This is a genomic window from Luteimonas colneyensis, assembly GCF_014836665.1.
Lineage (GTDB): Bacteria > Pseudomonadota > Gammaproteobacteria > Xanthomonadales > Xanthomonadaceae > Luteimonas > Luteimonas colneyensis.
Genome location: NZ_JACSQJ010000001.1, coordinates 572,232 through 596,970, shown reverse-complemented (window position 1 = coordinate 596,970; position 24,739 = coordinate 572,232). Strand labels below are relative to the sequence as shown.

General features: G+C 65.8%; 22 protein-coding genes. 12 read left to right on the top strand and 10 right to left on the bottom strand.

Features of this window, described 5'->3' with window-relative positions; translation table 11 throughout:
- Nucleotides 1–8 precede the first annotated feature (8 nt).
- Together H9645_RS02680 and H9645_RS02675 are read right to left on the bottom strand one after the other, a co-directional pair.
- Nucleotides 9–1,112 (bottom strand): Glu/Leu/Phe/Val dehydrogenase, encoded by a 1,104-nt coding sequence (locus H9645_RS02680; protein ID WP_191728171.1) that lies wholly within the window; start codon nucleotides 1,110–1,112, stop codon nucleotides 9–11.
- Between the two features lie 272 nt (nucleotides 1,113–1,384).
- Nucleotides 1,385–2,983, bottom strand: a complete 1,599-nt coding sequence (locus H9645_RS02675; protein WP_425490184.1) for a phospholipase D family protein — start codon at nucleotides 2,981–2,983, stop codon at nucleotides 1,385–1,387.
- Between the two features lie 234 nt (nucleotides 2,984–3,217).
- On the opposite strand from H9645_RS02675, the gene H9645_RS02670 reads away from it, so the two are divergent.
- From H9645_RS02670 to H9645_RS02645, 6 genes are all read left to right on the top strand, one after another.
- Nucleotides 3,218–5,311, top strand: coding sequence for a C1 family peptidase (locus H9645_RS02670; protein WP_191728170.1), 2,094 nt, complete (start codon nucleotides 3,218–3,220; stop codon nucleotides 5,309–5,311).
- A 93-nt stretch (nucleotides 5,312–5,404) separates the two neighbouring features.
- A complete protein-coding gene (locus tag H9645_RS02665) occupies nucleotides 5,405–5,998 on the top strand; it encodes a biliverdin-producing heme oxygenase (protein WP_191728169.1) in 594 nt (197 codons plus the stop codon).
- Nucleotides 5,995–7,695 (top strand): GAF domain-containing protein, encoded by a 1,701-nt coding sequence (locus H9645_RS02660; RefSeq protein ID WP_191728168.1) that lies wholly within the window; start codon nucleotides 5,995–5,997, stop codon nucleotides 7,693–7,695. Before H9645_RS02665 ends, H9645_RS02660 begins: the two co-directional genes overlap by 4 nt.
- A gap of 105 nt (nucleotides 7,696–7,800) precedes the next feature.
- Nucleotides 7,801–11,364 carry a methylmalonyl-CoA mutase family protein gene (locus tag H9645_RS02655; RefSeq protein ID WP_191728167.1) on the top strand — a complete coding sequence of 1,188 codons (3,564 nt, stop codon included), beginning with the start codon at nucleotides 7,801–7,803 and terminating at the stop codon, nucleotides 11,362–11,364.
- A gap of 41 nt (nucleotides 11,365–11,405) precedes the next feature.
- The gene (locus H9645_RS02650) at nucleotides 11,406–13,334 is read left to right on the top strand and encodes a DUF262 domain-containing protein (protein ID WP_191728166.1); all 1,929 of its coding nucleotides are present in this window, start codon (nucleotides 11,406–11,408) and stop codon (nucleotides 13,332–13,334) included.
- A gap of 6 nt (nucleotides 13,335–13,340) precedes the next feature.
- A complete protein-coding gene (locus tag H9645_RS02645) occupies nucleotides 13,341–14,099 on the top strand; it encodes an AlbA family DNA-binding domain-containing protein (protein ID WP_191728165.1) in 759 nt (252 codons plus the stop codon).
- Between the two features lie 89 nt (nucleotides 14,100–14,188).
- Here H9645_RS02645 and H9645_RS02640 read toward each other — a convergent pair whose 3' ends face one another.
- The 4 genes from H9645_RS02640 to H9645_RS02630 all read right to left on the bottom strand — a co-directional run bounded on the left by H9645_RS02640 (nucleotide 14,189) and on the right by H9645_RS02630 (nucleotide 18,846).
- Nucleotides 14,189–14,347 (bottom strand): hypothetical protein, encoded by a 159-nt coding sequence (locus H9645_RS02640; protein WP_191728484.1) that lies wholly within the window; start codon nucleotides 14,345–14,347, stop codon nucleotides 14,189–14,191.
- On the bottom strand, nucleotides 14,310–15,554 hold the full coding sequence (locus H9645_RS14380) for a J domain-containing protein (protein WP_191728164.1): 1,245 nt from the start codon (nucleotides 15,552–15,554) through the stop codon (nucleotides 14,310–14,312). Before H9645_RS14380 ends, H9645_RS02640 begins: the two co-directional genes overlap by 38 nt.
- A gap of 203 nt (nucleotides 15,555–15,757) precedes the next feature.
- Complete coding sequence (locus H9645_RS14130; RefSeq protein ID WP_225217918.1) at nucleotides 15,758–16,387, bottom strand: DUF3427 domain-containing protein; 630 nt, start codon at nucleotides 16,385–16,387, stop codon at nucleotides 15,758–15,760.
- Nucleotides 16,354–18,846, bottom strand: a complete 2,493-nt coding sequence (locus H9645_RS02630) for a DEAD/DEAH box helicase family protein (RefSeq protein ID WP_225217917.1) — start codon at nucleotides 18,844–18,846, stop codon at nucleotides 16,354–16,356. Before H9645_RS02630 ends, H9645_RS14130 begins: the two co-directional genes overlap by 34 nt.
- Before the next feature lie 109 nt (nucleotides 18,847–18,955).
- On the opposite strand from H9645_RS02630, the gene H9645_RS02625 reads away from it, so the two are divergent.
- Nucleotides 18,956–19,324 carry a hypothetical protein gene (locus H9645_RS02625; protein WP_191728163.1) on the top strand — a complete coding sequence of 123 codons (369 nt, stop codon included), beginning with the start codon at nucleotides 18,956–18,958 and terminating at the stop codon, nucleotides 19,322–19,324.
- A 10-nt stretch (nucleotides 19,325–19,334) separates the two neighbouring features.
- Here the strand turns inward: H9645_RS02625 and H9645_RS02620 are convergent, their stop codons facing one another.
- On the bottom strand, nucleotides 19,335–20,225 hold the full coding sequence (locus H9645_RS02620; protein ID WP_191728162.1) for a nuclease-related domain-containing protein: 891 nt from the start codon (nucleotides 20,223–20,225) through the stop codon (nucleotides 19,335–19,337).
- Between the two features lie 140 nt (nucleotides 20,226–20,365).
- Entirely contained in the window at nucleotides 20,366–20,890 is a 525-nt protein-coding gene (locus tag H9645_RS02615; RefSeq protein ID WP_191728161.1) for a hypothetical protein, read from the bottom strand.
- Between the two features lie 233 nt (nucleotides 20,891–21,123).
- On the opposite strand from H9645_RS02615, the gene H9645_RS02610 reads away from it, so the two are divergent.
- Both H9645_RS02610 and H9645_RS02605 read left to right on the top strand, forming a co-directional pair.
- Nucleotides 21,124–21,819 (top strand): hypothetical protein, encoded by a 696-nt coding sequence (locus tag H9645_RS02610; protein ID WP_191728160.1) that lies wholly within the window; start codon nucleotides 21,124–21,126, stop codon nucleotides 21,817–21,819.
- 72 nt (nucleotides 21,820–21,891) lie between these two features.
- Entirely contained in the window at nucleotides 21,892–22,218 is a 327-nt protein-coding gene (locus H9645_RS02605; protein WP_191728159.1) for a hypothetical protein, read from the top strand.
- 6 nt (nucleotides 22,219–22,224) lie between these two features.
- Here H9645_RS02605 and H9645_RS02600 read toward each other — a convergent pair whose 3' ends face one another.
- Nucleotides 22,225–22,668 carry a VOC family protein gene (locus H9645_RS02600; RefSeq protein WP_191728158.1) on the bottom strand — a complete coding sequence of 148 codons (444 nt, stop codon included), beginning with the start codon at nucleotides 22,666–22,668 and terminating at the stop codon, nucleotides 22,225–22,227.
- A 139-nt stretch (nucleotides 22,669–22,807) separates the two neighbouring features.
- On the opposite strand from H9645_RS02600, the gene H9645_RS02595 reads away from it, so the two are divergent.
- The 3 genes from H9645_RS02595 to H9645_RS02585 are packed head-to-tail and all read left to right on the top strand — an operon-like array spanning nucleotide 22,808 to nucleotide 23,274.
- Complete coding sequence (locus H9645_RS02595) at nucleotides 22,808–22,963, top strand: hypothetical protein (protein WP_191728157.1); 156 nt, start codon at nucleotides 22,808–22,810, stop codon at nucleotides 22,961–22,963.
- Nucleotides 22,956–23,111 (top strand): hypothetical protein, encoded by a 156-nt coding sequence (locus H9645_RS02590; RefSeq protein WP_191728156.1) that lies wholly within the window; start codon nucleotides 22,956–22,958, stop codon nucleotides 23,109–23,111. The genes H9645_RS02595 and H9645_RS02590 overlap by 8 nt, the downstream gene beginning before the upstream one ends.
- On the top strand, nucleotides 23,080–23,274 hold the full coding sequence (locus tag H9645_RS02585) for a hypothetical protein (protein WP_191728155.1): 195 nt from the start codon (nucleotides 23,080–23,082) through the stop codon (nucleotides 23,272–23,274). Before H9645_RS02590 ends, H9645_RS02585 begins: the two co-directional genes overlap by 32 nt.
- A 121-nt stretch (nucleotides 23,275–23,395) precedes the next feature.
- On the opposite strand, the gene H9645_RS02580 is transcribed toward H9645_RS02585, so the two are convergent.
- Nucleotides 23,396–24,559 carry a threonine aldolase family protein gene (locus H9645_RS02580; protein ID WP_191728154.1) on the bottom strand — a complete coding sequence of 388 codons (1,164 nt, stop codon included), beginning with the start codon at nucleotides 24,557–24,559 and terminating at the stop codon, nucleotides 23,396–23,398.
- Between the last annotated feature and the right edge of the window lie 180 nt (nucleotides 24,560–24,739).

Genomic DNA, 24,739 nt, shown 5'->3' with positions numbered 1-24,739 from the left:
GCGCGATGTCAGGCGCCGCCGCGGATGCGGCCGTGGAAGCGCGGCGTGGTCCGGCCCATCGGCAGCTTCAGCTTGCCCATGACCTCGATGCGCTCCTCGGCCATGCGGTCGGCGGCCTTGTAGGTCGGGATGCCGTCGCGCTGGGCGATCTCGAAGATGCGCGTCAGGTTGTGGTAGATCGTGCGCATCTGGCGCATGGCGCGCTCGCGGTTGTAGCCGGTCATCTCCAGCGCCACGTTCATCACGCCGCCGGCGTTCACCGCGTAGTCGGGCGCGTACAGGATGCCGCGCTTCTCGACCTCGTCGCCGATCGCGTTGGTGGCCAGCTGGTTGTTGGCCGAACCGCAGATCACCTTGGCCTTCAGGCGCGGCAGGGTCTCCTCGTTCACGGTGCCGCCCAGCGCGCAGGGCGAGTACACGTCGGCGTCGACGTCGTAGATCTCGTCCAGGCCCACGGCCTCGGCGCCGTACTCGGCCACGGCCTTGTCGACCAGCTGCTGATTGATGTCGGTCACGAAGATCTTCGCCCCGCGCTCCTTGAGCAGCTTCACGAACTCCATGCCGACGTGGCCCAGGCCCTGCACGGCATAGCTGTAGTTGCCCACTTCCTCGTTGCCGAACTTCACGTTCAGCGCAGCCATCAGGCCCTGCAGCGAGCCGTAGGCGGTGAACGGCGACGGGTCGCCCGAACCGCCGTGGACCTGGTGCACGCCGGTGACGAACTCGGTCTCCTTGTAGACGTGCTCCATGTCGTTGACGTCGATGCCGACGTCCTCGGCGGTGATGTAGCGGCCGCCCAGCGACTGCACGGCCTTGCCGAACGCGCGGAACAGCGCCTCGGACTTGTCGGTGGCCGGGTTGCCGATGATCACGGCCTTGCCGCCGCCGATGTCGAGGCCGGCCACGGCGTTCTTGTAGGTCATGCCGCGGCTCAGGCGCAGCACGTCGTTGAGCGCGTCCTGCTCGGTCTTGTACGGCCACATGCGGGTGCCGCCCAGGGCCGGGCCCAGCACGGTGTTGTGGATCGCGATGATGGCCTTCAGGCCGGCGTCCTTGTTGTGGCAGAACACGACCTGCTCGTGGCCGTAGGTATCCAGGTGCTCGAAGATCATTCGGGACTCCGCAGCCGGCTCACGATCGCGCGCTGGGCGCGGAGCGGCCGTTGGTTTGGGTGGGGTGCTGGTTGTGCGGCCGCCGGAGCGCCGGACACGGGTCCGGGGAGGGCGACAGGCGCGGCATTCTACGCCGCCCGCGACTCGATTTCCCGTGCCCGCCCGTACGGCGCCATGCTGCAAAGCAGCATCCGCCGCCAATGCACGACTGTAGGAGCAGCTATAGCTGCGAACGGCGGGTAGTGGGAGGCGGGTCGCAGCTATAGCTGCTCCTACAGCTGCGATTCGAGGGGCAGGTGGCGGAAGGCCCAGGCCTGCAGGCGGCGCCAGCGGCTGGCGTCGGGCTCGGCGCGCAGCAGGCGCGGCGGTTCGGCGGCGCCATCGAGCCACGCCAGGTCGCCGTCCGCGTCCAGCCCCACCTTCCAGCTGAGCGCCGGGCCGGCCAGGTGCAGGTATTCCGCGCGCAGGTCGGCGGCCAGGCCCGGGTCGTCGAAGAACACGCCCATCTCCGTGTTCAGGTACGCCGAGCGCGGGTCGAGGTTGTAGGAGCCGATGAACCCGCGGCTGGCATCCACCAGGAAGGCCTTGGTGTGCAGGCTCGCGCCGCTGCTGCCGGCGGGCCCGGTGCGCGGCCGGACGTTGGACGGGCCGGTGCCGCCGCCCTCGCCGTCGCCGGCCGCCTCGGGCCGCAGCTCGTACAGGTGCACTCCGCCTTCGAGCAGCCCCCGGCGGTACTTCGAGTAGCCGCCGTGCACCGCCGCCACATCGTTGGCGGCCAGCGAGTTGGTCACCACGCCCACGTGCACGCCGCGGCCGGCCAGCGCCACCAGCAGGTCGGAGGTGTCCTCGCCGGGCACGAAGTAGGGCGATACCAGCAGCGCCGCCTCGCGGGCGCCGCGCAGCGCCCGGTCGACCTGGCCGACCAGCCAGTCGCCGGTGTCGTCGCCCGGTCGCTTCAGCGGCGGGTCGGACACCACGCGGATGCGGTCGCTCCAGTGCGGCGCCAGCGACTGCTGCAGGTAGGCGCGCACCGTCGGCGAACCCTCGACCCGCTCCATGTAGCGGCGCGCCTCCGCCGAGCGCGCCTCGCTGCCGATCGCCTCGACCGTGGCGCGGATGTCGTCCAGCCCCAGCGTGCCCAGGTCGGACAGCGGCACCACCGCCTCGCTGTTCCAGAACGCGTCGAAGATCGCGCTGGCGCGCTCCACCTCGGGCCCGAACAGCAGCAGGTCGAGGTCGTGGAAGTTGCTGGCGTCCGAGGCGCCGAAGTACTCCAGGCCGACGTTGCGCCCGCCCACGATCGCCACCCGGCCGTCGGCGATCCAGGCCTTGTTGTGCATGCGGTGGTTGAGGCTGAAGCCGCGCTGCAGCATCTCCAGCAGCCGCGCGATGCCGTCGCGGTTGCGGAAGGGGTTGTACAGCCGCACTTCGATGTCGGGATGGCCGTCGAGCACGAGCAGCGGCGTGTCCTTGCCGCCGGCGTTGATGTCGTCCAGCAGCAGGCGCACGCGCACGCCGCGCTCGGCGGCCAGCCAGGCTTCGCGCGCCAGCAGGCGGCCGGTGAGGTCGTCGTGCCAGATGTAGTACTGCAGGTCGAGGCTGCGCCCGGCCTGGCGCGCCGACATCGCGCGCGCGGCGAAGGCATCGATGCCGTCGACCAGGGTGATGGCGCCGGTCTGGCCAGGGTTGCGCGCCAGCAGCGGGCCGAGCTCGCGGTCGAGCGCGGTGTGGTCGTCGGCGACGGGCAGGGCGTAGGAGGGCCGGCCGGTATTGGGCGGCGTGAGGTGGTCGGCCAGCAGGAGCCCGCTGCCGACCAGCATGAGCAGCGAAAAGCCTCCCCACAGCACGATGCGTCGCGCCCTGCTGATCAAGTCCCGTTCCCCATTCTCCCGACCCCACCATTGTAGGAGCAGCTACAGCTGCGACCGCATCCCGCGACGAACACCCCCCCGGCATCCGGCATCCGGCATCCGGCATCTGCGATCCCGGGCCATCGTCCCGCCTGGCCCCGGGCGGGGCGCGCCGGGGCTTGCGGCCGTGTGTGGTCGCCGCTATAGCTGCTCCTACAGGGAAGGGGGGATGCGGGTGACTGGGAGGGGCGTGGCATGGCCGTGACCGTATCCGCTGCACCGCCGGCGATCGCCGGCCTCGACACCGGCGTCCGCCGCGTCTTCGACGCGCGGCCCGACACCGCCGACTTCCGCGACCGCATGTTCGAGCCGACCCTGGTCGACGTGCCGACCGAGTCGCCGCTCGAACACTTCCTCGCACAGGGCGTGCCGGTGCTCGACCAGGGCAGCGACGGCGCCTGCACCGCCTTCGGCCTGGCCACCGTCGCGCACGCCCTGCTGCGCCGGCGCCGCCCGCAGCCCGACACCACGCCGGTCAGCACGCGCATGTTCTACGACATGGCGCGCCGCTACGACGAATGGGAAGGCGAGGGCTACTCCGGCTCCAGCTGCCGCGGCGCGATGAAGGCCTGGCACCGCCACGGCGTCTGCTCCGAAGCGCTGTGGCCCTATGTCCCGGGCCTCGCGCTCGAGCCCTACACCGACGAGCGCGCCCGCGACGCCCTGCGCAATCCGCTGGGTGCCTACGCCCGCGTCAACCACAAGGACCTGGTGGCGATGCACGCCGCCTTCGCCGAGACCGGCGTGCTCTACGCCTCGTCGGCCGTGCACGAAGGCTGGGACGCGCCCGCCGCGAGCGGCCGCATCCGCTGGGCGCAGCAGCCGGCGATCGGCTGGCATGCCTACGCCATCGTCGGCTACGACCGCGGCGGCTTCTGGCTGCAGAACTCCTGGGGCGAGGCCTGGGGCCAGCACGGCTACGGCTGGCTGAGCTACGACGAATGGCTCGAGCGCGGCACCGACGTCTGGGTGGCGCGACTGGCGGTGCCGGTCGAGCTCGAGCGCGCCAGTTCCGCGGCGGTCAGCAATTCGCCGCTGGGGCGGCAGTCGGTCGGCTACTCGCAGGCCGACCTGCGTCCGCACGTCGTCAGCCTCGGCAACAACGGCGCGCTGCGCTGCGAGGGCCGCTTCGCCTGCACGAAGGACGACGTGCGCAACCTCGTGCGCCGCGACATGCGCGCGATCACCGCCGGCTGGAAGAAAAAGCGCGTGCTGCTGTACGCCCACGGTGGCCTGGTGGGCGAGGACGCCGCCATCCAGCGCGTGGCCGACTTCCGCCAGACCATGCTGGCGCAGCATATCTACCCGCTGTGCTTCGTCTGGAAGACCGACCTCTGGACCACGCTCGGCAACATCCTCAAGGACGCCGCGCGCCCGCGCACCGAGGGCGTGGTCGACAAGGCGAAGGACCTGCTGCTCGACCGCATCGACGACACCATCGAGCCGCTGGCACGGGCGATCGGCGGCAAGGCGATGTGGGACGAGATGAAGGAGAACGCGACGCTGGCCACCACCGCGGTGTCGGCGGCGGTCGGCGGCGGCCTCGTCGAGAACGGCGGCGCGGCCCAGGTCGCGCGCCTGGTCGACGAATGGCGGCGAGAGGACCCCGACGTCGAGATCCACCTCGCCGCGCACAGCGCCGGCTCGATCCTGATGGCGCCGCTGCTGCAGCTGCTGACGCGTCCCGGCCAGGTCATCGGCGGTCCGGCGCACGGCATGCTCGGCATGGGCGGCCGCGTGGCGAGCCTGAGCCTGTGGGCGCCGGCCATCGACATGGACACCTTCATCCAGGCCTGCATGCCGGCGATCGAATCGCGCGCGGTCGAGCGCGCCGCGCTGTTCACGCTCACCGACGCCGCCGAGCAGGACGACCACTGCCTGCGCATCTACAACAAGTCGCTGCTGTACCTGGTGGCGCGCGCGTTCGAGCGGCAGCCGCGCAACTGGATCGACCGCCGCCTGCGCCAGGGCACGCCGCTGGCCGGCATGGCGCGCTTCATCCAGGCCGCCGAACCCGCCGACCAGGCATGGGGATACGAGCGCGTGCACAAGGCGATCGCGAACGGCCGCCTGGACTGGGTGCAGTCGCCCAACGACCATCCGCTGGGCGATGCCGGCGCGGCGCGCGCCAGCACGCACGGCGGCTTCGACGACGATCCCGCGACCGTCGCCGCGCTGGTCGCCACCGTGCTCGGCAAGCGTCGCAGCGGCGCGCGCATCGGCCTGCACGCGACCGCGGCGTCGCGTGAACAGCGCCGCGATCGCGTCGTGGCGGGGCTCGACGAATGAACATGAACGGGTTCAGTCGCCGCAGGTGGTGAAAGCGTGGTGGGGATGCTTGAATGCGGACTCGCAGGCGGCCGTCGCCGCCATTGGATCCGGATGCCGATACACACAGCAGCTGCCGCCAGGGGCTCCGCGGACCGTGGCGTACTCGCCCAGGTCCGCCTCGCAACGCGCGGCACGCACGACGCCCTGGATGCGCTGTTGCCGGTGGGCCTGCGTGACCTGCATGACTATCGCCGCTACCTGGGCGCGCTGCTGCCGCTGGCCGAGTGGCTCGCGCACGGCGATCGCCCCGACTGGCCGCGTGCGAAGACCGACTGGGATGACGGCCAGCGCCTCGACTGCCTGCGCGCGGACTGCGCCGCGCTCGACGTCGCCACCACGCCCACCGCCGCGCCGTCGTCGGCCAGCTGGCCGCACTGGCTCGGCGGCTGCTACGTGATCGAAGGTTCCGCGCTCGGCGCGCGGCTGCTGTCCCGCCACGCCGCCGGCCTGGCGGAGGAACACGCCGAAGTGCGCGGCGCCCGCCGCTTCCTCGGCCACATCACGTCCGACCCGCCCCGCTGGGGTCGCTTCGTGCGCCTGCTCGACGCGCTGCCGGAAGGCGACGCGGGGGCAGCGACTTCCGGCGCGCGCGACGGCTTCGCCATCGTGCATTCGCGCCTTGCCCCTGGAGGAGCCCCGGCATGACGCCAGACCCCGCCCTGTTCGAACACGCCCTCGCCGCCTGCGCGCGCGAGCCGATCCACGTCATCGGCGCGGTGCAGCCGCCGGGCGTGCTGATGGTCTACCACGCCCGCGACCTGCGCATCGTCGCCGCCTCCGCGAACGCCGTGGCGCTGTTCGACACCGGCGACATGGACGCGCTGATGCACCAGCCGATCGAAGCGCTGCTCGACCGCGCCTCGCTGGCGGCGATCAACCGCGTCCTCGCGCGCGGCGAGCAGGGCGCGTCGCAGTTCGCCTGCGCCACCAACGTCGGCCCGATGGGCACGCTGCACGACGTCTCCGCGCACGCGTCCGGCGACCTGGTCCACGTCGAACTGGAGCCCTCCGGCCTCGGCCAGCCGCTGGAAGGCGGCCACGCCATGGTCGCCGGCCTCGACGCCGCGGCCGACGGCACCGACTTCCTGCCCAGCATCGCCCGCCAGGTGCAGCGCATCTCCGGCTACGACCGGGTGATGGTCTACCGCTTCCTGCCCGACTACAGCGGCGAGGTGGTGGCCGAAGCGCTGGCCGGCGAGCTGGCCTCGTACGACGGCCTGCGCTATCCCGCCTCCGACATCCCGCCGCAGGCGCGCGCGCTGTACCTGCGCAACCGCGTGCGCGTGATCGCCGACGTCGACGCCGAGCCCCAGCCGCTGATGCAGTCGCCCGAGCTCGATGGCCCGGTGGACATGAGCTTCGACGTGCTGCGCGCGGTGTCGCCGGTGCACCTGCAGTACCTGCGCAACATGGGCGTGGCCGCGTCGATGTCGATCTCGCTGGTGGTCGACGGCCACCTGTGGGGCCTGGTGGCCTGCCACCACGGCACGCCGCGCCCCGTCGACGCCCGCCAGCGCACCGCGCTGGAGATGGTCGGCCGGCACGCGTCGATGATCCTCGACGCGCACGAGCTGCGCGGCCGCGCCCGCGCCGAGGCCTCGCGCCGCAGCCGCCGCGACGCGCTGGAAGGCCGCCTCCACCGCGCCCAAGACCCGAGGGCCGTGCTGTCGGGGATGATGGACCTGGCGCTGGGCTCGGTGGACGCCGATGGCCTGGCGCTTTGCCTGGACGGCGCCTGGCACGTGCACGGCGACACCCCGGACAGCCAGAGCCTCGCCAACGCCATCGCCTGGGCCGGCACCCAGGGCCATCGCGGCACCGCGGCCACCGCGCGCGGCGGCGACTGGCATGCGGACGCCCCGCAGGCCGCCTGCGGCCTGCTCGCCGCGCCGCTGGGGCAGGGCGCCGGCGACTGGCTGCTGCTGTTCCGCCGCGAGCAGCGCGAAACCGTGCGCTGGGCGGGCCGGCCCGACGCGCCGTTCCAGATCGATCCCGACGGCACTCGCATCGGTCCGCGCGCCAGCTTCGACGCCTGGGAGGAAGACGTGCGCGCGACCTCGCTGCCGTGGAGCGGCCGCGACTTCGAACTCGCACGGCGCCTGCGCATGGTGCTGGAGCGCTATCTCTCCGGCGCGGCCCGCCTGCGCGCGCCCGGCCAGACCGTCGCGGAGCCGGACATTCCGATGCTGCGCTGGGATGCGCGCGAACAGGCCGAGCGCCTGCGCCGGCTGGCACAGCTGCTCGACGGCGCCTCGCCCGACCGCGAGCGCCTGCGGCGCATCCATGGGCTGCTGGAGCAGATGGAAGAGGAACTCGGCGCTCTGGCCGACGCCCTGGGCTGACCGCGCGCCCCGCGCGCCCCGTGCCGCCGTACGCCGGCGCAGGGGCGGGGCGCGGCCCCGCGCGGCTACAATCGAACCGTTTTCCTTCGATCAAGACGGTTCCCGATGAGCGTTCCCGCCCCCCAGACCCCCGTTGCCGCCCGCGACGCCGCCACCCCGCTGCGCTTTGTCACCGCGGCCAGCCTGTTCGACGGCCACGACGCCGCCATCAACATCATGCGGCGGCTGATCCAGGCCCAGGGCGCGGAGGTCATCCACCTCGGCCACAACCGCTCGGTGGAGGACGTGGTGCGCGCCGCGCTGCAGGAGGACGCCGACGGCATCGCGCTGTCGAGCTACCAGGGCGGGCATGTCGAGTACATGAAGTACATGGTCGACATGCTGCGCGAGCGCGGTGCCCCGCACATCCGCGTGGTCGGCGGCGGCGGCGGCACGATCACCCCGGAGGAGATCCGCGAGCTCGAGGCCTACGGCGTCGAGCGCATCTACCACCCCAACGACGGCATGAAGCTGGGCCTGGTGGAGATGATCGAGGACGTGGTGGCGCGTGTGTCCGGCGCCCGCGATGCTGCGGCCGCGCAGGCGCGCGAGCCCGCGAGCACGCGCCCCGAGCTGACGGACGAGATCGCGATTGGTCGCGTGCTGTCGGCGCTGGAAGACGGTGGGTATTCCGAGTCCGAACTCGCCATGCTGCGCAAGCAGTGGGCAGCGGGCGCGGCCGGGCACGCCGGCCCGACGCCGGTCATCGGCATCACCGGCACCGGCGGCGCCGGCAAGTCGTCCGTGACCGACGAGCTGCTGAACCGCTTCCTCGCCAGCTTCGCCGAGATGCGCATCGCCGTGATCTCGGTCGACCCAACCCGCCGCCGCACTGGTGGCGCGCTGCTGGGCGACCGCATCCGCATGAACTCGCTGCGCAGCCACCGCGTGTACATGCGCTCCATGGCCACGCGCCGCCAGAACGTGGCGACCAATGCCGTGCTGAAAGACTGCATCGGCTTCCTGAAGGGCCTGGGCTACGACCTGGTGATCGTGGAGACCGCCGGCATCGGCCAGTCGGACTCGGAGATCGTCGACCTGGTCGACTTCCCGATGTACGTCATGACCAGCGACTACGGCGCGGCCAGCCAGCTCGAGAAGATCGACATGATCGACTATGCCGAGCTGATCGTGCTCAACAAGTACGACAAGCGCGGCGCCGAAGACGCCCTGCGCGACATCCGCAAGCAGTGGAAGCGCAACCGCGTGGCCTTCCAGACCGCGGACGAAGACGTGCCGGTCTACCCGACGATTGCCTCGCAGTTCAACGACCCCGGCGTCAGCTGGATGTTCGCCAACCTGTGCCGGCTGCTACGGGAGAAGGTGCCCGCGCTGGCCGAGGCCGGCGCCACCGCGCGCTGCAGCTTCCAGCCGGACATCGACACCTCGCTGCGCGAGCCGCGCGCGACCGTGCTGATCCCGGGCAGCCGCATCCGCTACCTCGCCGAGATCGCCGAACAGGGCCGGGCGATCAACGCCTCGATCGAGAAGCAGGCCGAGGCCGCCGACCGCGCGCAGTCGTTCTGGCAGTCGCTGAAGGAACTGGGCGATGACAGGCTGCCGAAGGCGCTGGACCTCTTCAACGGCGAAGACCTGACCGTCGAAGGCGACCGCTCGCTGTCGACGCTCCGCCAGCGCTACAACGACGCCGTGCAGTCGCTGACCAGCGAGAACCTGCGCAACCTGCGCGAGTGGCCGCAGCGGCTCAAGTTGATCACCGACGAGGTGAACGAGTACCAGGTGCGCGGCAAGACCATCCGCGTGGAGAACTACCGCGAATCCTTGAGCCACCAGAAGGTGCCGAAGATCGCCGCGCCCACGTACCGGAGCTGGGGCGAGCTGCTGACCTTCCTCGGCAAGGAGAACCTGCCGGGCAGCTATCCCTACACCGGCGGCGTGTACCCGTACCGCCGCACCGGCGAGGACCCGATCCGCATGTTCGCCGGCGAAGGCACGCCCGAGCGCACCAACCGCCGCTTCCATTACCTCTCGGTCGGCCAGCCCGCCGCGCGCCTGTCCACCGCGTTCGACAGCGTCACCCTGTACGGCGAGGACCCCGCGCCGCGCCCGGACATCTACGGCAAGATCGGCAACTCCGGCGTCAACATCCCCACGCTGGACGACATGAAGAAGCTGTACTCCGGCTTCGACCTGTGCGCGCCCACCACCAGCGTCTCGATGACCATCAACGGCCCCGCGCCGATGATCCTGGCGATGTTCATGAACTGCGCCGTGGACCAGCAGGTGGAGAAGTACCTGAAGGCCGACGATGCCCGCTGGCAGCAGGCGCAGGCGAAGCTGGACGAACTGTTCGAAGGGCGCGAGCGCCCGCGCTACCACGGCGAGCTGCCGCCGACCAACGACGGCCTGGGCCTGGGCCTCCTGGGCGTGTCCGGCGACCAGATGGTGGATGCCGAGACCTATGCCCGCATCAAGGCCGAGACCCTCAAGACCGTGCGCGGCACCGTGCAGGCCGACATCCTGAAAGAAGACCAGGCCCAGAACACCTGCATCTTCAGCACCGAATTCGCCCTGCGCATGATGGGCGACATCCAGCAGTACTTCGTCGACAACGGCGTGCGCAACTTCTATTCCGTGTCGATCTCCGGCTACCACATCGCCGAGGCCGGCGCGAACCCGATCAGCCAGCTCGCCTTTACGCTGTCGAACGGCTTCACCATCGTCGAGTACTACCTCGCCCGCGGCATGAAGATCGACGACTTCGCGCCCAACCTGTCGTTCTTCTTCTCCAACGGCATGGACCCCGAGTACACCGTCATCGGCCGCGTGGCCCGCCGCATCTGGGCGCGCGCCATGCGCGAGCGCTACGGCGCCAACGAACGCAGCCAGATGATGAAGTACCACATCCAGACCAGCGGCCGGAGCCTGCACGCGCAGGAGATCCAGTTCAACGACATCCGCACCACGCTGCAGGCGCTGTACGCGCTGTTCGACAACGCCAACTCGCTGCACACCAACGCCTACGACGAAGCCATCACCACGCCGACCGAAGAGAGCGTGCGCCGCGCCGTGGCCATCCAGATGATCATCAACAAGGAGTTGGGGCTGAACTTCATCGAGAACCCCTGGCAGGGCAGCTTCGCGGTGGATTACCTGACCGACATCGTGGAAGAGGCCGTGTACAAGGAGTTCGAAGCCATCAGCGAGCGCGGCGGCGTGCTGGGCGCCATGGACACCATGTACCAGCGCGGCAAGATCCAGGAAGAGAGCCTGTACTACGAGCACAAGAAGCACGACGGCAGCCTGCCGCTGGTGGGCGTGAACACCTTCCTGCCGAAGGAGCACGCGGGCGAAGTGACCACCGAGATCGAGCTGATCCGCTCAACGGAAGAAGAGAAGGGGCAGCAGATCGAGAACGTGCGCCTGTGGCAGACGGCCCGCAACGTGCTGGCGCCGGTCGGGGAGACCGAGCATGCGCACGTGGTGGAGGACGATGCCGCGGCGGCGACCGAGCCGCATGACGGGCATGGCCTGGGCTATCTGCAGAAGACGGCGCGGGAACGCAGGAATGTGTTCGAGGCGCTGATGGAGGCGGTGAAGACGCATAGCCTGGGGCAGATCAGCCATGCGCTTTATGATGTGGGTGGGGAGTATCGGCGGAATATGTAGCGTCCCGGTCCAGAGAGATCAATACAAATCAGGGGGAAAGAATGTCAGGTCTCAAGGTTGAAGCAGTTGGCATATCCCAATTGCTTAGTCTGCTTCGCGACAGCTCGTGGCTAGTGCCATCGTTTCAGCGGGACTTCGTTTGGTCTGAGTCAGACGTCGTGGGTCTCGTCCATTCCGTGATCGAAGCGCGGCCAATCGGCATGGCTACTTTGTGGGAGCAACCCGATGGTTCGGAACTAAGTCTCGAGGCAATCTCGATTCCCGACTCGTCGAATCCAGATGCGCAGCCTGTAGCGCGCTTCTCTGATGTGGCGGCGGAGAACCGCCCCAGAAAGTTCTTTGCGATATTAGATGGCCGCCAGAGGTGCACAGCGCTAGCCATGGCTTTTGGAGGGCTCCGCGCACAGGGTGCGCGCTCGAAGTTTTCGGGGCGCTACTTCTTAGATGTACGGGCTAGGGACGACGCAGCTCGTATTGCGTACCTAAAGGAAGTTGAGATTGTTCGTCGTGGGCTCACCTCTGAGGCGGTGGCGATTGCGAACGGTCTATTTCCTCTTGCGAGCTACGAGGCGGGCGAAGAACTGTTCCCGCAGTGGATGCGTTACCTGCAAGCGATCCGCAATCCTGCGAACTACCCTGGCGGCGTCTTGCCAGATCCGGAGGAGCTTGATCGTCGCGACGTAATTCTCAAACAAGCCTTTTCTGGCATCAATAAGACACTGCTCGCCGTCTATGTCGTCCCGCAAGATTACGGACTTGGCGACATCTGCGAGATCTTCGAGACTCTCAATACCACTGGCACGAAGGTGTCAACTGTCGATCTGCTTCACAGCTGGTTGTACAACGATACGGTCAACAGCGATGATCCTGTCTTGCTTCGTGATTGGATCGACGAGCTCGGTCAGATGGATGGGGCAGTAGGTTGGGCAGATAAGAAGGACAGACCAGAACTCGTCGCGCAGGCGGTTACCGCATGCTACATCGCGCTCGATTCGGAGAAGGCAGCGCCTAGACGCGTTGGGAGACGGCAGGTTGCATCGATCACTAGCGTGAAGGCAGGGGATCTTCTGGCGACACCCCCGCAGTTCTGGAACGACGTCATCGCCCAGCCGGAACGGCTGGCCAGCTATTTCGGCAGTTTCCAAAATGTCGTAGCGGGCGGCTCTTTTGGGATGAAGGACTGCCCCTATCCAGTATCGTCAGTAATCTTCCTAGCATTGCGCTGGTATATGGATAACGACGCCAGGTTCCGTGATCATTGGACGATGGCCGAATTAGATGCAGCATATCGTGCCTTCTTTTGGATTAACTCCTTGACCGGACGATACGATCAAGGGTTCTTGACCCAAAGCGCTGCGGATTTGAAGTTCTTAAAAGAGCTTCTCTATAACCGGGCAGAGCATGCAAGTTTCGGTGCGTGGGCCAGTATTGCGCAGGAGAAACTTGACGCCTTCATGGAGCGCAGTGTTCCAGCGCGCGATCATCTAGTTGATCGCTTGACAGACAAAAAGCCCTCTGGTGCGTTTGGCAAGGCACTTGCACTGCCTATGATTGCGCGTGCGCATAGAGACCTGTTGGATCCGTCCGTGGTCTTGGAATTTCCGTCAGAAACTGGTGTTGAGCTACATCATATTTATCCGCGCGATTGGTGCAAGAACAACGCGGCTGGCTCCTTAGCGTCCATTCTTAACCTCAGGATGGCTGGGCGGAACTACTGCGAGTCACTAGCGAATATGATCCCGCTCAGTCGCGAGAGTAACTTGTGGTGGCGCTCTCGCGTGCCCAGCGCGGCGTTGCATGAGAAGGCTGTGTCTTATGATAGTTCGCGGTCAATTCTTGAACGAGCGTTCATTTCGTCCGCTGCGTTTGAGTTCCTCGTCGCTGATGAACCTCGACCGAAAGATTTTTGGGATCGGCGCGCGACCGACATGGCGGACTACTTGCTGAGTCTCACCCGAATCTCTGGGTGAGAGGCCATGGTCTTGGTCTCGCGCACGTTCGAACAGGTGGTTGCGCAGGCGCTGCAGGGGGCTGGCACAGATGTGACTTTGGCCGACCTCATCGCGCTGTGCGGCCTTGACCTCGGTGACGAGCTGGGTAGCGCGCTCGCAGTAAGGGAAAGAATCCAGCCGTTTGGCTTGGACCTGTTGCCGGGCTTCAATGAGGGAGGACTAAAGACTGGAAGAGTGCTGCGGGTTTCGGGAGCGTTGGCGCCCATCGACGTTCCTGCTCTCTTGGGTCAGTACGATGAGTCTTCGACGCTCGAGCTAAAGAGCTCTTTGCTGTGTGACATCAAGCGACACGAGGCCACCGGGCAACGGCATCGAAGTGATTCGGTCGCACATGAGATTCTAAAGACGATCTGTGGGTTCGCAAATGCAGACGGTGGGATCCTTCTGGTTGGGGTAGACGATGAGAAGCGCATCTGCGGCTTGGAGGCAGACTATGCCCTCGGTATTAATGGGGCGGACCGATGGCAGTTGGAGCTGTCTAGTTTAATCGCAGGCCGCATTCGCGATGGACGACGGGTGGATCCGTATGTGGATGTACAGATTGTGACTATCGAAGGTAAAAGTGTGGCCGTGCTGCGGGTAGTGGCAAGGCATGAGCTTACGTTTGTGCGATCCATTGATGGGAAGCGGTGGGAGTACTACCTTCGTAACGGAAATAAGACGATCCGCATCGATATTGAAGACTTTGAGGAGCACTTGCTTCGAAAGAGATCGTATCGATAGAGTGGCGAGTCGTTGGCTCTTGCTCTTCTTCTATCACAACGCTCATCTGTCTCCGTGTAAGAGTTACACCTGAGCAGGAAATCACGGGGTCAGTAACGGCGTTTGCCAGTAATCACTGGTACGGCCAAACGGGGCAGATCACCGGTTGTTAAAAAATCCATTTTTGGCGGCAGTTGGTTCGCGATGGGATTGCCGTCCACGACGAGCGCGCTATTGATCGCGACAGAACGCTGAGTGGTATGCTTCAAGTTTGGAGCCTGGCTCTAGCGGTTCTTTGAATTTGTCGCCAAAGTCTTGAGCGTAGAGGACTCTCCCGAACCTATTTTTCTCGATAATGACTCCCCAAGAGTAGGTTCTCTCGTGGCAGTACAGAGTCCAGTTCGTGAACTTATCTGGGTACTCGATGCCGGATGATCTGATGTACGCTACCAAGTGTCTTTTGCGCTCCCAAAAGGTGATCTGCCCGTCTCTGCGTCGAAGGGTTTCATTGTGGATAGATAATTCCACTTCCGTATTTAAGTGGGTCGTCACCCAGTTGGCCCCATCGTGGACCACGTCATAAGCCGGGTGATCGCTAGGGATCAAGAGTTCCCAACTATCCGGTTCGTCTGGTTCTTGCGATTGTGCCGTTGCTGGAGGCCTACCTTGCGGTGCGTCATGTACGGGCTGGTGGCGGGGAGTATCCGAAGCCGCGTTCGGCGGGCCGCCTTGCACCAGCAGGTTCAGAAGGGTCAGTGCGGAGAGGCCGATAACAGTCGTGTTCAACCAGCCAAGACAGAGAACGACCTTTGTGAGCGAGCTCCAGATGGTAGGCCCCTGATATCTCGTCGCAGCACGCCAGCAGCCGATCGCAAAGGTGATCCAGTAAGCTAAGTAGGCCAGTATTGCTAATAGAATCCAAAAAGCGGCTGTTCTTATGGCAGCCAGGGGCTCTATGACCGCGAACGCAAGATTAACGGCGAGCCAAGGAGCCAGCCCGAATACCCAGTAGGTTGTGGCGAGGCCAAAATGACCATTTATCAGCTTTGACCAGAACCCCGGACTATCTGCCCTCTGCTGGCGTGCTCCGCCATCTCGCGGAAAATCGGGATCTTCACTCGGCGTGTCTGCGCGGGGCGGTGGAGGTGGGGGAGGCGGCGGTGGTGGTGTGGGAGGCGGCGGTGGAGGCGGCGGTGGTGGGGTTGAGGAAGAGTGCGAACCAGATCTCGCTGTTGCATTCGAGTGCGACAGCTCCTCTTGCGCTATCCATTTGTCATGCAGGACGCGCCGACTGGGATTGGAGAGAATTTCATAAGATTGATTGATGATTTGGAGCGCTCGTGTTGCGTGCATATCCCCGGGGTTCTTGTCCGGGTGGTGCTTCTGAACGAGTGCCTTATAGGCGGCGCGGATGACCACGTCCGGCGCATCACGCGCGACCTTAAGGTTGTCGTAGTGTGTCCGAATTTTCCCCATTTTCCGTTCCCTGGCGCCGAGCCATTTTCATAATTGTTGTTTGGATCGAAGTGTCGCTGCATTGACCTGTGCCGTTTGCCGTGCCAGTGGTTATTGGCAAAGCCCGGTATTGAAGGGTGCCGCGATGGTGCTGCTTCTGCTCCGATGGTCGGCGGCCAAGCGGACAGGCGGGATGCGGCTGCAGCTGCTGTGCGGTGACCTTACTAGGACACGGCTGCCCCGAAGCTGGCAAAGAGATCCCCTGGAAGTGCGTGCGCTAAACGCCAGGTAATCCCCATTGGGCGTTCTCCTTCATGACTCACATAAGTGGCCGGGCCCAGGAGCCAGAACGCACGATCATCAGGGGTGAGGCGGGCGAATGGCAGGACCCAGCTGCCACTACTCTCGTGGGTCTGGTATCGCCTGCCAGTTTCACTCCCTTCACGGGTGCGGGACTGGCTCTCCCAATGGATGCGCGATGGGCTAATCGCATAGTCCCGGTATCGGGTCGTTGGTGAGAAGCGACCACTTGTCTTGTCAAGCGTAAACGCCAACAAGTCGACTTGAGCTTCGGGTAGCCAACGCACGCCTTCCCGCCACTCGGGAACCTTTAGTTCGATTCCGTTCGCGAAGGCCGCCAGTACCTCTCGACGGGTGTATCTCGCATGGACACGCAGTGGGACGTCCGGATGGGTCGAGAGTGCTTGCTGTAGGTGCTCGATGCGATCCGCCAATACGTCCAGAAGCTGGCGCAGCTCGGCAAGGACTTGCGGATGTGCGCAGATGAGATCGGCTGCTTCCTGTAGCGTCTCATCACTTTTCAGTACGGTCTCGGTGAGGACGGTTGCGAGCATGTGGAGCAGTCGACGCGTCCGAATGTCCAGTGCTGCAACATCAGGCGCGGTCGGCGCTTCGCAGAAAGTCCGGTACTGCTCGATGCGCAGGGCGTCGTCGATATGAAGCAGGCGCCCGAGCGCCCGACGCAGCGGTGTTTCATGTGGCCCGCCAGGAAGCGTGGCAACGCCACCGCTTCGAGAAGATCGGACCAGCTCTTGTTGTTGGCGTAAACGTCTTCCAGCTCGATCCCGGTCTGGTCGAGGAAGTTCTTCAGCGTGACCGTCGCGTCAGCCTCGGCGACGCGCCGCAGCTCCCGCGCCCGGGTCGGCCAGGTGTTCGGGAGGCTCTGGCGGATGTTCTCCAGCACATGTTGCGAGGCTACCGCGTCGAGCTGCATGTGGCAGCCGCTCGGCAAGAACGGGAAGCCTTGCTCAATGGTGCGCTCGATCTGCTTCCGGCTCCCCCCAAGCAGGGCGGCGTAACGACGGTGCATCCGGAACTCTTTGCGGTGCTGGCCGACGAAGTCCAGCACGGTGCAGACGCTCTTGTTGGGCTCGCGCCGCAACCCGCGCCCAAGCTGCTGCAGGAATACGGTGGGGCTGTCGGTCGGCCTCAGCAGTAGCAGGGTGTCGACCGAAGGGACGTCGATGCCCTCGTTGAAGAGGTCCACCGAGAAGACGATACGGATCTCCCCGGCGGCCAGCGCCTGCAGCGCCTGCCGCCGCTCTTCGCGAGGAGAGTCGGCCCAAACTGCTACGGCGGGGAGGTTGGCGTCATTGAATTGCTCCGCCATGAACCTTGCATGCGCCACGGAGACGCAAAACCCGAGGGCGCGCATGGTCTCCGGATTGGGTACCGTCTGCAGCGCGTTGGCGATGATCCGGCGCGCCAGCACGTGATCACCGGTGACGAGTTGGCTGAGCTCCTGAGGGTCGTACCCGCGCCCCCGGCGCCAGCTGACGTTCCGATAGTCCGCGCCGTCGGCAATCCCGTAATAGGCAAACGGCACCAGCCGGTGCTGGTCGATCGCATCCCAGAGCCTCAGTTCCGCGGCAATCCGGCCGCCGAACCATTGCAGGATGGGTTCGTCGTCGCCACGCTCAGGCGTAGCGGTCAGGCCGAGGAGCTCTCGCGGGAGCAGGTGGTCCAGGAGCGCCTTGTAGGTGGGCGCCGCCGCATGGTGGAACTCGTCGATGATCACGACATCGAAGTGATCGGGCGGCAGGTTGTCGAGTCCCCGGGCGCTGAGGCTCTGGATGGATGCAAAAACATGTTCGAAGCGGGCGGGGCGGTCGCCGCCCACCCACAGCTCGCCAAAGGCCGCATCCCGGAGCGCATGTCGGAAGGTGGCCAGGCTCTGGTCGAGGATCTCCTTGCGATGGGCAACAAACAGCAGCCTTGAGCGCGGCAGACGCTTGCGTAGCCGCTGGTAGTCCAGGGCGGCCATGACCGTCTTGCCGGTTCCGGTGGCCGAGACCAACAGGTTCCGGTGGTGGCCCTGCAGGCGGGAGAGCTGGATCAGCTCCAGCAGGCGCGACTGGAACGGCTCGGGGCGGATCTCGACGGGGCTCAGGTAGACACGGGGGCCTTCTGCTCGCGTCTGGGTGAGATCGCGGAATTCCTCCGCATCAAAGTCCCGGAAATCGTCGTTCTGCCAATAGCTTTCGAAGACGGCCGAGAACTTGTCGATGACGTCCAGGTTGCGGGCGCCTGACACCCGCACGTTCCACTCCAGGCCGGTGACCTGGGCCGAATAGGTCAGGTTGGACGAGCCGATGTACGCGGTGGAAAACCCGGTATGGCGGTGAAACAGCCAGGCCTTGGCATGGAGCCGTGTGCTGGAGGTGTCGTAAGACACCCGAACCTGAGCCCCAAGGTCGCGCAGCGCTTCGAGCGCGGCGAGCTCGGTGGAGTTGGTGTACGTGGTGGTCAGGAGACGCAGAGGGCGGCCACCGTCGACGTGCCGGCGCAGCAGGTCGAGCATCGGTCGGATGCCCGTCTGGCGCACGAAGGCCATCAGGACATCGATGCGGTCGGCCGACGCGACTTCGGAGTTGAGCTGGTAACCGATGCGCGGCTCGCCCGGCGCATTCGTTAGCAGCCTGGTGTCGAGGAGCGGCGTGGCCGGAAGCGGGACGTCCTCGGGCTGCCCGTCGGGGCGGAGGGCGGCGATGGCGCGGAGGACGTCGCCGGTGGTGGAGAGGGCATCGGTGGCATCGACGCCCTTGCTCTCGGCCGCCAGCAGCCGGGTCACCTCACGCGCGAGCCGGGCGCCGACTTCGGTGCGCTGGCGGGCATCAAGCGCCGCCACGCTGCGGCGGACGAGGGCGGCCAGGTGGAAGGCAATCCGGTCTGCCGCCTCCTCTGGATGGAGGTGGGCACGTTGGGCTCGATGCTTCGGGTCCAACGCCGACAGGGCCTCTTCGAGCCCTTCGGTGACCAGCTGCTCGTAGAGGCCGCGATTGAGTCCTGACATAGGGGCGCCAGGCTAGCAGGTAAGGGCTCGGATCATGGGACCCCTCGCAGGTTGTGAGACCGACAATTCTTAGCCTCCTTCCATGGGTAGAACCTGGGAGACGGGTTTCATGGAAGGAAAGTTCACCGTGTTCGAGCACATGTACCGAGACGCAGGCAACTTCAAAACCGCGGGACGCCTGTTGCTCTCGGGCCAGGATGCCAACGCCGAAGCTGCAATCCGTGGCTGTCTGGAATGGTCAGACCAATTCGTGGCCGAGCAGATTGGCGTTCCGGCCTTGTGCAATGAACATTGGGAGTCAGTAGGCGAAGATCCTTCGGATCTTGATCACGCTTTTCACGAGTTCGTAGGGCTGAGGGACGCGACTAAAGAAGACCTGACCCTCACTGTGTGGGGCTTACTGGAACTAGTAGTCGGCCGGATGCAGATAGCCGCAGGGAAGTGGGACGTCACACTTTCTCCAAACTGTGACCTGTAAGTAGCGGGCGCTATTCCACGGTTGGGTATCGCAGCGCAAGCGCTTTGGCGATGAGCATGCGAGTCTGGGGCGGAACTACTTCATCTCCGTAAGAGAACCATTCGTATCCTCGGCCCATAGGAGTGAACACAAAGGTGTCAGCAGATTTTCTGTCGGCTGTTTTCTCGATGAACCAGCCCGGGAGAGAGACCGCTGGTGTGACTGGAATGGGCTCCCCAATACTTTCCCTGATGAGCGAGGCAAGGAACTTCGCCTGCCTCCGTGCTTGTGCGATTGGAGCATTGGTCGCGAAGTCACTGAACTTGAGTGTCGTGCCGTCGAACTTGACCTTGTTTGGGTCAGCGGTCGAACCTGACTTCGGCTTCCGGAAGGACTTGGTTTCGATCGCGTAGACGCCACGCGGCGCGATCACCACGTGATCAATATTGAAGTTCCCACAGGGAAGGTCGTGCAGAACGAGGCAGCCGTTGGCGACGAGCCGGTTGAGCTGCATCCCGGTTACGCGCTCGGCAAGCAGGCCGTCCCGTGCCTGTTCCTTACGGAGCGCGTGGCGTCTGTACTGCCAGAATCCGTAGGCGAGCATCAGGAGCCATCCGGCGAAGAAACATGCCTCGGCCACGCCGAAGGTGACCGACTGCCATTCAATGCGCATCGACGCCCAGACGAGAAAGAGCATCGGGAGCGCCATGATCATGACGTCGTAACCGAAGTCCGCCTCTCGATCCGCGTCGCCGATTCTGTCCAGGAGCTGTTGTCCAGGAACGTGGCCGATCTGCTTCCCATGAAGCGGCGAGCGCCTCTGGCGGACGGCGCGGAGGACTTTGAACAGCAGGATGATGAGCGCGGTCACAAAGACGGAGCTCAGGAACACGGCATGGCCGATGAACATGTGCCACTTCATTCCAAACTCTCCCCACTCGACATTTGATCAATCGCTATAACGCAGGTCACTTGCAGCTCGTTACCCATGGCCTCGTCGAGGGCGCTCTTCTTTCGACGTCCCATGGCAATCCTCCTTGTCAGGACGTGCGGCCGCGAACGTCAGGGCGCGTCGTTCGGATCCGCTGTCAAATCGTCATCGGCCCGCGGCGCCGCTGCGGTGGTTTGAGACGCTCCAGCCGGCATCGCGGTCCGCAATTTGGCGGTCATCTCTGCCACTACGTCGCTGATCACCCTGTTCTCGTCCTGGAAGCCATGGAAGGCGGAGTTCTTCCAGTCGCCGGTGACGAGCAGGTCGCCATTCCGTGCGTCGAAGATCTTGACGGCCAGGGAATGGAGGTACATCACCATGTCCCAACGCCAGACATCCACGTAACTCACGATGGCGTCGACTTCGCTGGACTGCCGGGTGCCCGCGGGCAACGGCGCCCGCACGGTAAAACCGTTCTCGACCAATGCATTGCGCAGGGCCCCATCCATGGCTTCGGAGTTGCCATCGGAAGGAACCTGGGCGATGGACACGACGGGCGGCGGCGCTGACTTCGCCAGCAGGACATCCTGATGGGTGGCGCAGGCAGACAGGAACAGGGCGGCCGCAATGGCGGCGCCGCGAGTGAGCAGTTTCATTGGTATTTCCCCCTGTGGAGGGAAAACTATAGGCGATCGAGGGCGCGTGGCGTACTCGCGCCATGGAGGTGAGCGGCCCTGGGAAGCGGGGTTCCCAGGTCCCGGTGTGCGTGACCAGAAATGTCACCTGCTGCCGGAGCAGGTGCGCATGTGAGTCTCGGCACAGCGGAGCAGCGACGGCCGCGGTGGCACGCATCGTGCTTCTCCTTGGCCGGGGACAGGAGGAACATCGAATGGAATCTTTCACCAGCCTGGCGATGGCTGCGGCTGCAGCGATATGCGTACTGGCCGGCTGCACGGAAGTCCCGCAGCCTGCGCAGCCACGCCCGCAACAGGCCGGCCAGCCGATGGACCCGCTGCGCACGGCCGGCCATCTGGCATCCATCCGCGGGTCCGCGCTGGTCGGCGACCAGGAGGGCGTGCACGACGGCCTGATGGCGATGCACGAAGACTTCCGCAAGGCGATCAAGCTAGCCGACCCTGCGCGCCGTGTGGACCGCGAGGCGGCACGCGCGGCGCTGCACGGGGTGGAAGGCTTGGCATCCGTCGTCTGGCTCGACCATGAAAACCTGTTCGTGCTGGTGGACCGCAATGAACTGCGCACGCAGGCCGTGATCGACGCGATCTGCATCCGGCTTGAACCGCTTGGCGACACGCTGGGCGTAGTGGTCAACCTGCAGAGCACCGCTGCCCGCACGGGTGAGGAACAGGCAACGCTCAGCCGCAACTGCCAGCTGCAGCCCGGCGATCGGGCCTTCTTGCAGCGGGAGCGACAGGTCGATGTGGTCCCCGGGCACATCCGCGCCCAGCAGCAGCGTGCGCAGGCCCAGGCCGACGCGCGGGGCGACCGCAGCCGGCAGACGCAGGCGAGCCTGGAGATCCTGATGGAGTCGACGCCGGAACTGCCAGCCGATCCGCGGCGGCAATGAGCTGCGGCTGATGCCTCGCTGTGATCGCTTTCAGAAAACGTACTGGTACGTCAGTCAATCAAGGGAAAATGGATGAGTGCTCAAGTAGAAGCCGTACCGCAGCCCGCAGTGGAACAGCGTGGCATCGTCGCAGGCGTGGTGGGTTTCTTCGAGACCCTGGTCGGCCTGGTTATGGTGGCGCTGATCGTGGTGGGACTGGTTGCTTTGACGCTGACCTGGCGATCGAGCGACGTCGAGTTCATGAGCGACGGGAAGCTTCGTGTCACTCAGTACACCTGGTGGGGTCTGCAGGAGGATGCCACCGTGATTTATGCGTCGCCATCGGATGGCTGGACGATCGAACGCCCGAACGGGGACAAGGTGCCGATGAAGACCCAGGCGATTCGCTTGCGAAACTGAAGGGCGTCACGAAGTGCCGAGAACCGCCGTATACCGCCGCTGCATCTCCTCGGGGCTGACGGTCTCGAGATGGTGGCCGATGTTCCAGCGGTGGCCGAAGGGGTCGCGGATCGCGCCGGAGCGTTCGCCGTAGAACGCATCGCTTGGCGCCATCAGCAGGGTGGCGCCGGCGGCGACCGCGCGCGCGATGACGGCGTCCGCATCGTCCACGTGCAGGTGCATCGTCGCGCTGTAGCCGGCGGCCGGGTCAGGGCTTCGGATGTCGAACTCGGGAAACTCGTCGCACAGCATCAGCGTGGTGCCGTCGAAGTCCAGTTCCACGTGGCCGATGCGGCCGCCGGGCTCCTGCAGGCGGAGCAGTTCGGTGGCGCCGAATACCTGGCGATAGAAATCGATGGCGGCGGTGGCGTCGGCGACACAAAGATAGGGAAACAGTGCCTGGTGACTCATGACAATCTCCCGGGTGGCGTCCGCCGAGAATACGCCTGAGTCCCGTGGTGCGGACTGCTCTCCCGCCGCCGGCATTCGACGGCGTTGCCGCCTTCACGGTGCCGGACGCCGCGGCGGCCTGCTGCGCTACGATGCCCGCATGGCCAGCCTGCTTGACCAGATCAGGGAAGCCCTCGTCGCCTTCACCCGGCTGCAGACGCCTCCGGCGCTGATCGACGGGCTCGCGCTTGCCGCGCACAATGTCGTCCTTGCGACGCGCGACGTCGACTTCCAAGCTCCAGGCCTACGTGAATGATCCGACCCGGACCCGCGACCTGGACGACATCCGTGCCCTGCTGCGCGCCCACCACGAATCGCTCGATCACGAGGCACTGACGACGTATTTCCGTCTGTTCGAACGGGAGGATCTGCTTGAAGCGCTCATCGACGAAGTCCGGGGTTGATCGCCGCGGCGTCGTCCTGGTGGGCGAGGGCGGTGTGCAGCGGCTGCCGGCGCCGGCAGACCCGATCCAGGCGTGGCTCGACCTCATGGAAGTGGTGAGGATGCTGCGCCCCGCCGGCGATGCGCGCCCGCCCGGCCCGACCCGTGGCCGCTTCCTGCTGTAGTCGGATGCGCGCATGAGGGTGAGCCAAGGTTCAACAGGCCAAAGCGTTATCGAGCTCTATGCCGGCATCGTTGAATCAAGATGCAGCTTGTTAAACCCTGTGAGTCGAGCTCCCGCTCTGATCAATCTATTGGAGCACCAGTCGCTGCGATGAACTTCCCGGCCAGCGTTTCCGCCGATACCCGAAGCAGTGTCGCGTTCACCTCCATCGCGAACCGGCCGGTGTCCGGATGGCCGCGGGACAGGGCAACGTCCTGCTTCGCGAGCCGTTCGCGGAGCAGATCCGGCGCGACCCCCGTCACTGTCATGAAGAACCGGCTGGTGCCGTGAGGGAGCTTCTCGAACGAGAACCGGCGATAGTCCTGCAGCAGTGCAATCAACCGATCAGCGACCTGCCAGGACTTCGCGTAGTCCTCCAGGTAGCCGTCGACGAACTGCAATGCCACGGCGGCCGCCGGCCAGGCATGCGGCAGGGCGCCGCCGAACATGCGCCGCTGGTGAAACAGGCCGTCGATGAAACCGGCATCCCCTGCGAGGATCGCGCCGGAGGCGGCGTTGAAGTGCTTCCAGAGCGAGACGTACACGGTGTCGAACAGCGCGCTGTACTCGTGGAGACTCTTGCCCGAGTGGAGTGGCAGGTTGAACATCCGCGCCCCGTCCAGGTGCAGGCGGATGCCGCGCTCGCGGGCGAGGCCGCTGACGCGGCGGAGTTCATCGAAGTCGGCCATTTCGTGATGGCGCCGACGCACCGGCGACTCGATCGCGATCACGCCGACGCGGGTCTCGACCCGGCCGGTGTCGGAGCGCGCCAGCCAGTGCTCCACGTCCTCGATGGGAAGGGTGCTGCCTCCTTCGGCCAGAGGCACGAGGTTCAGCCCGCTCAGGGTCTGCGCGCAGTCGCCGCTGTCGTTGTAGAAGTGGCTTTCCGCCTGCACCAGCACGCGACGATCGTCCCCGGCGAGCCTGCGCACCGCGAGGTGGTTCGCCAGCGTTCCGGTGGGCAGGTAGATCGCGTCGTCCTTGCCGAGCAGCCGGGCGAACTTGCGTTCCAGCTCACGGATAGCGCCGCCCTGTGAGTAGTAGTCGGGTTCGAAGCCGTCCTCCGCCACGACCTCGCCCAGCAGTGCTGCGTACTCGGCGGGGCTGAGCCCAAGCCCGTCGGACGCGAAGTTCACGCGCTTGAACAATGTCGCGGTGGCGTTTGCCGTGGCGGGTGTGCCCAGTGCGGCCAACATCGGCGACGCGGCGGCAGCTCCACTCACGCCAAGGAAGCGGCGACGATCCATGTGTAGTCCTCAGGGCAGGGCGGCAGCGACGCCTGCCATCAAGCATAACCAACGCCGGGGCTGGCTCACGGCCACGTGGTGTGTTCTTTCGTCTTCGACCGCACGGTGGAATACAACGAATGGCGGCTCAAGAACGCGCCTCGGATACCCCCAACCCCGGGCTCCAAAGCCGACCGCTAC

Coding starts and splice junctions, on each gene's coding strand:
- H9645_RS02680 (WP_191728171.1), bottom strand. CDS start 1,112: ATGATCTTCGAGCACCTGGATACCTACGGCCACGAGCAGGTCGTGTTC.
- H9645_RS02670 (WP_191728170.1), top strand. CDS start 3,218: ATGGCCGTGACCGTATCCGCTGCACCGCCGGCGATCGCCGGCCTCGAC.
- H9645_RS02665 (WP_191728169.1), top strand. CDS start 5,405: ATGCCGATACACACAGCAGCTGCCGCCAGGGGCTCCGCGGACCGTGGC.
- H9645_RS02660 (WP_191728168.1), top strand. CDS start 5,995: ATGACGCCAGACCCCGCCCTGTTCGAACACGCCCTCGCCGCCTGCGCG.
- H9645_RS02655 (WP_191728167.1), top strand. CDS start 7,801: ATGAGCGTTCCCGCCCCCCAGACCCCCGTTGCCGCCCGCGACGCCGCC.
- H9645_RS02650 (WP_191728166.1), top strand. CDS start 11,406: ATGTCAGGTCTCAAGGTTGAAGCAGTTGGCATATCCCAATTGCTTAGT.
- H9645_RS02645 (WP_191728165.1), top strand. CDS start 13,341: ATGGTCTTGGTCTCGCGCACGTTCGAACAGGTGGTTGCGCAGGCGCTG.
- H9645_RS14380 (WP_191728164.1), bottom strand. CDS start 15,554: ATGGGGAAAATTCGGACACACTACGACAACCTTAAGGTCGCGCGTGAT.
- H9645_RS14130 (WP_225217918.1), bottom strand. CDS start 16,387: ATGCTCGCAACCGTCCTCACCGAGACCGTACTGAAAAGTGATGAGACG.
- H9645_RS02630 (WP_225217917.1), bottom strand. CDS start 18,846: ATGTCAGGACTCAATCGCGGCCTCTACGAGCAGCTGGTCACCGAAGGG.
- H9645_RS02625 (WP_191728163.1), top strand. CDS start 18,956: ATGGAAGGAAAGTTCACCGTGTTCGAGCACATGTACCGAGACGCAGGC.
- H9645_RS02620 (WP_191728162.1), bottom strand. CDS start 20,225: ATGAAGTGGCACATGTTCATCGGCCATGCCGTGTTCCTGAGCTCCGTC.
- H9645_RS02615 (WP_191728161.1), bottom strand. CDS start 20,890: ATGAAACTGCTCACTCGCGGCGCCGCCATTGCGGCCGCCCTGTTCCTG.
- H9645_RS02610 (WP_191728160.1), top strand. CDS start 21,124: ATGGAATCTTTCACCAGCCTGGCGATGGCTGCGGCTGCAGCGATATGC.
- H9645_RS02605 (WP_191728159.1), top strand. CDS start 21,892: ATGAGTGCTCAAGTAGAAGCCGTACCGCAGCCCGCAGTGGAACAGCGT.
- H9645_RS02600 (WP_191728158.1), bottom strand. CDS start 22,668: ATGAGTCACCAGGCACTGTTTCCCTATCTTTGTGTCGCCGACGCCACC.
- H9645_RS02595 (WP_191728157.1), top strand. CDS start 22,808: ATGGCCAGCCTGCTTGACCAGATCAGGGAAGCCCTCGTCGCCTTCACC.
- H9645_RS02580 (WP_191728154.1), bottom strand. CDS start 24,559: ATGGATCGTCGCCGCTTCCTTGGCGTGAGTGGAGCTGCCGCCGCGTCG.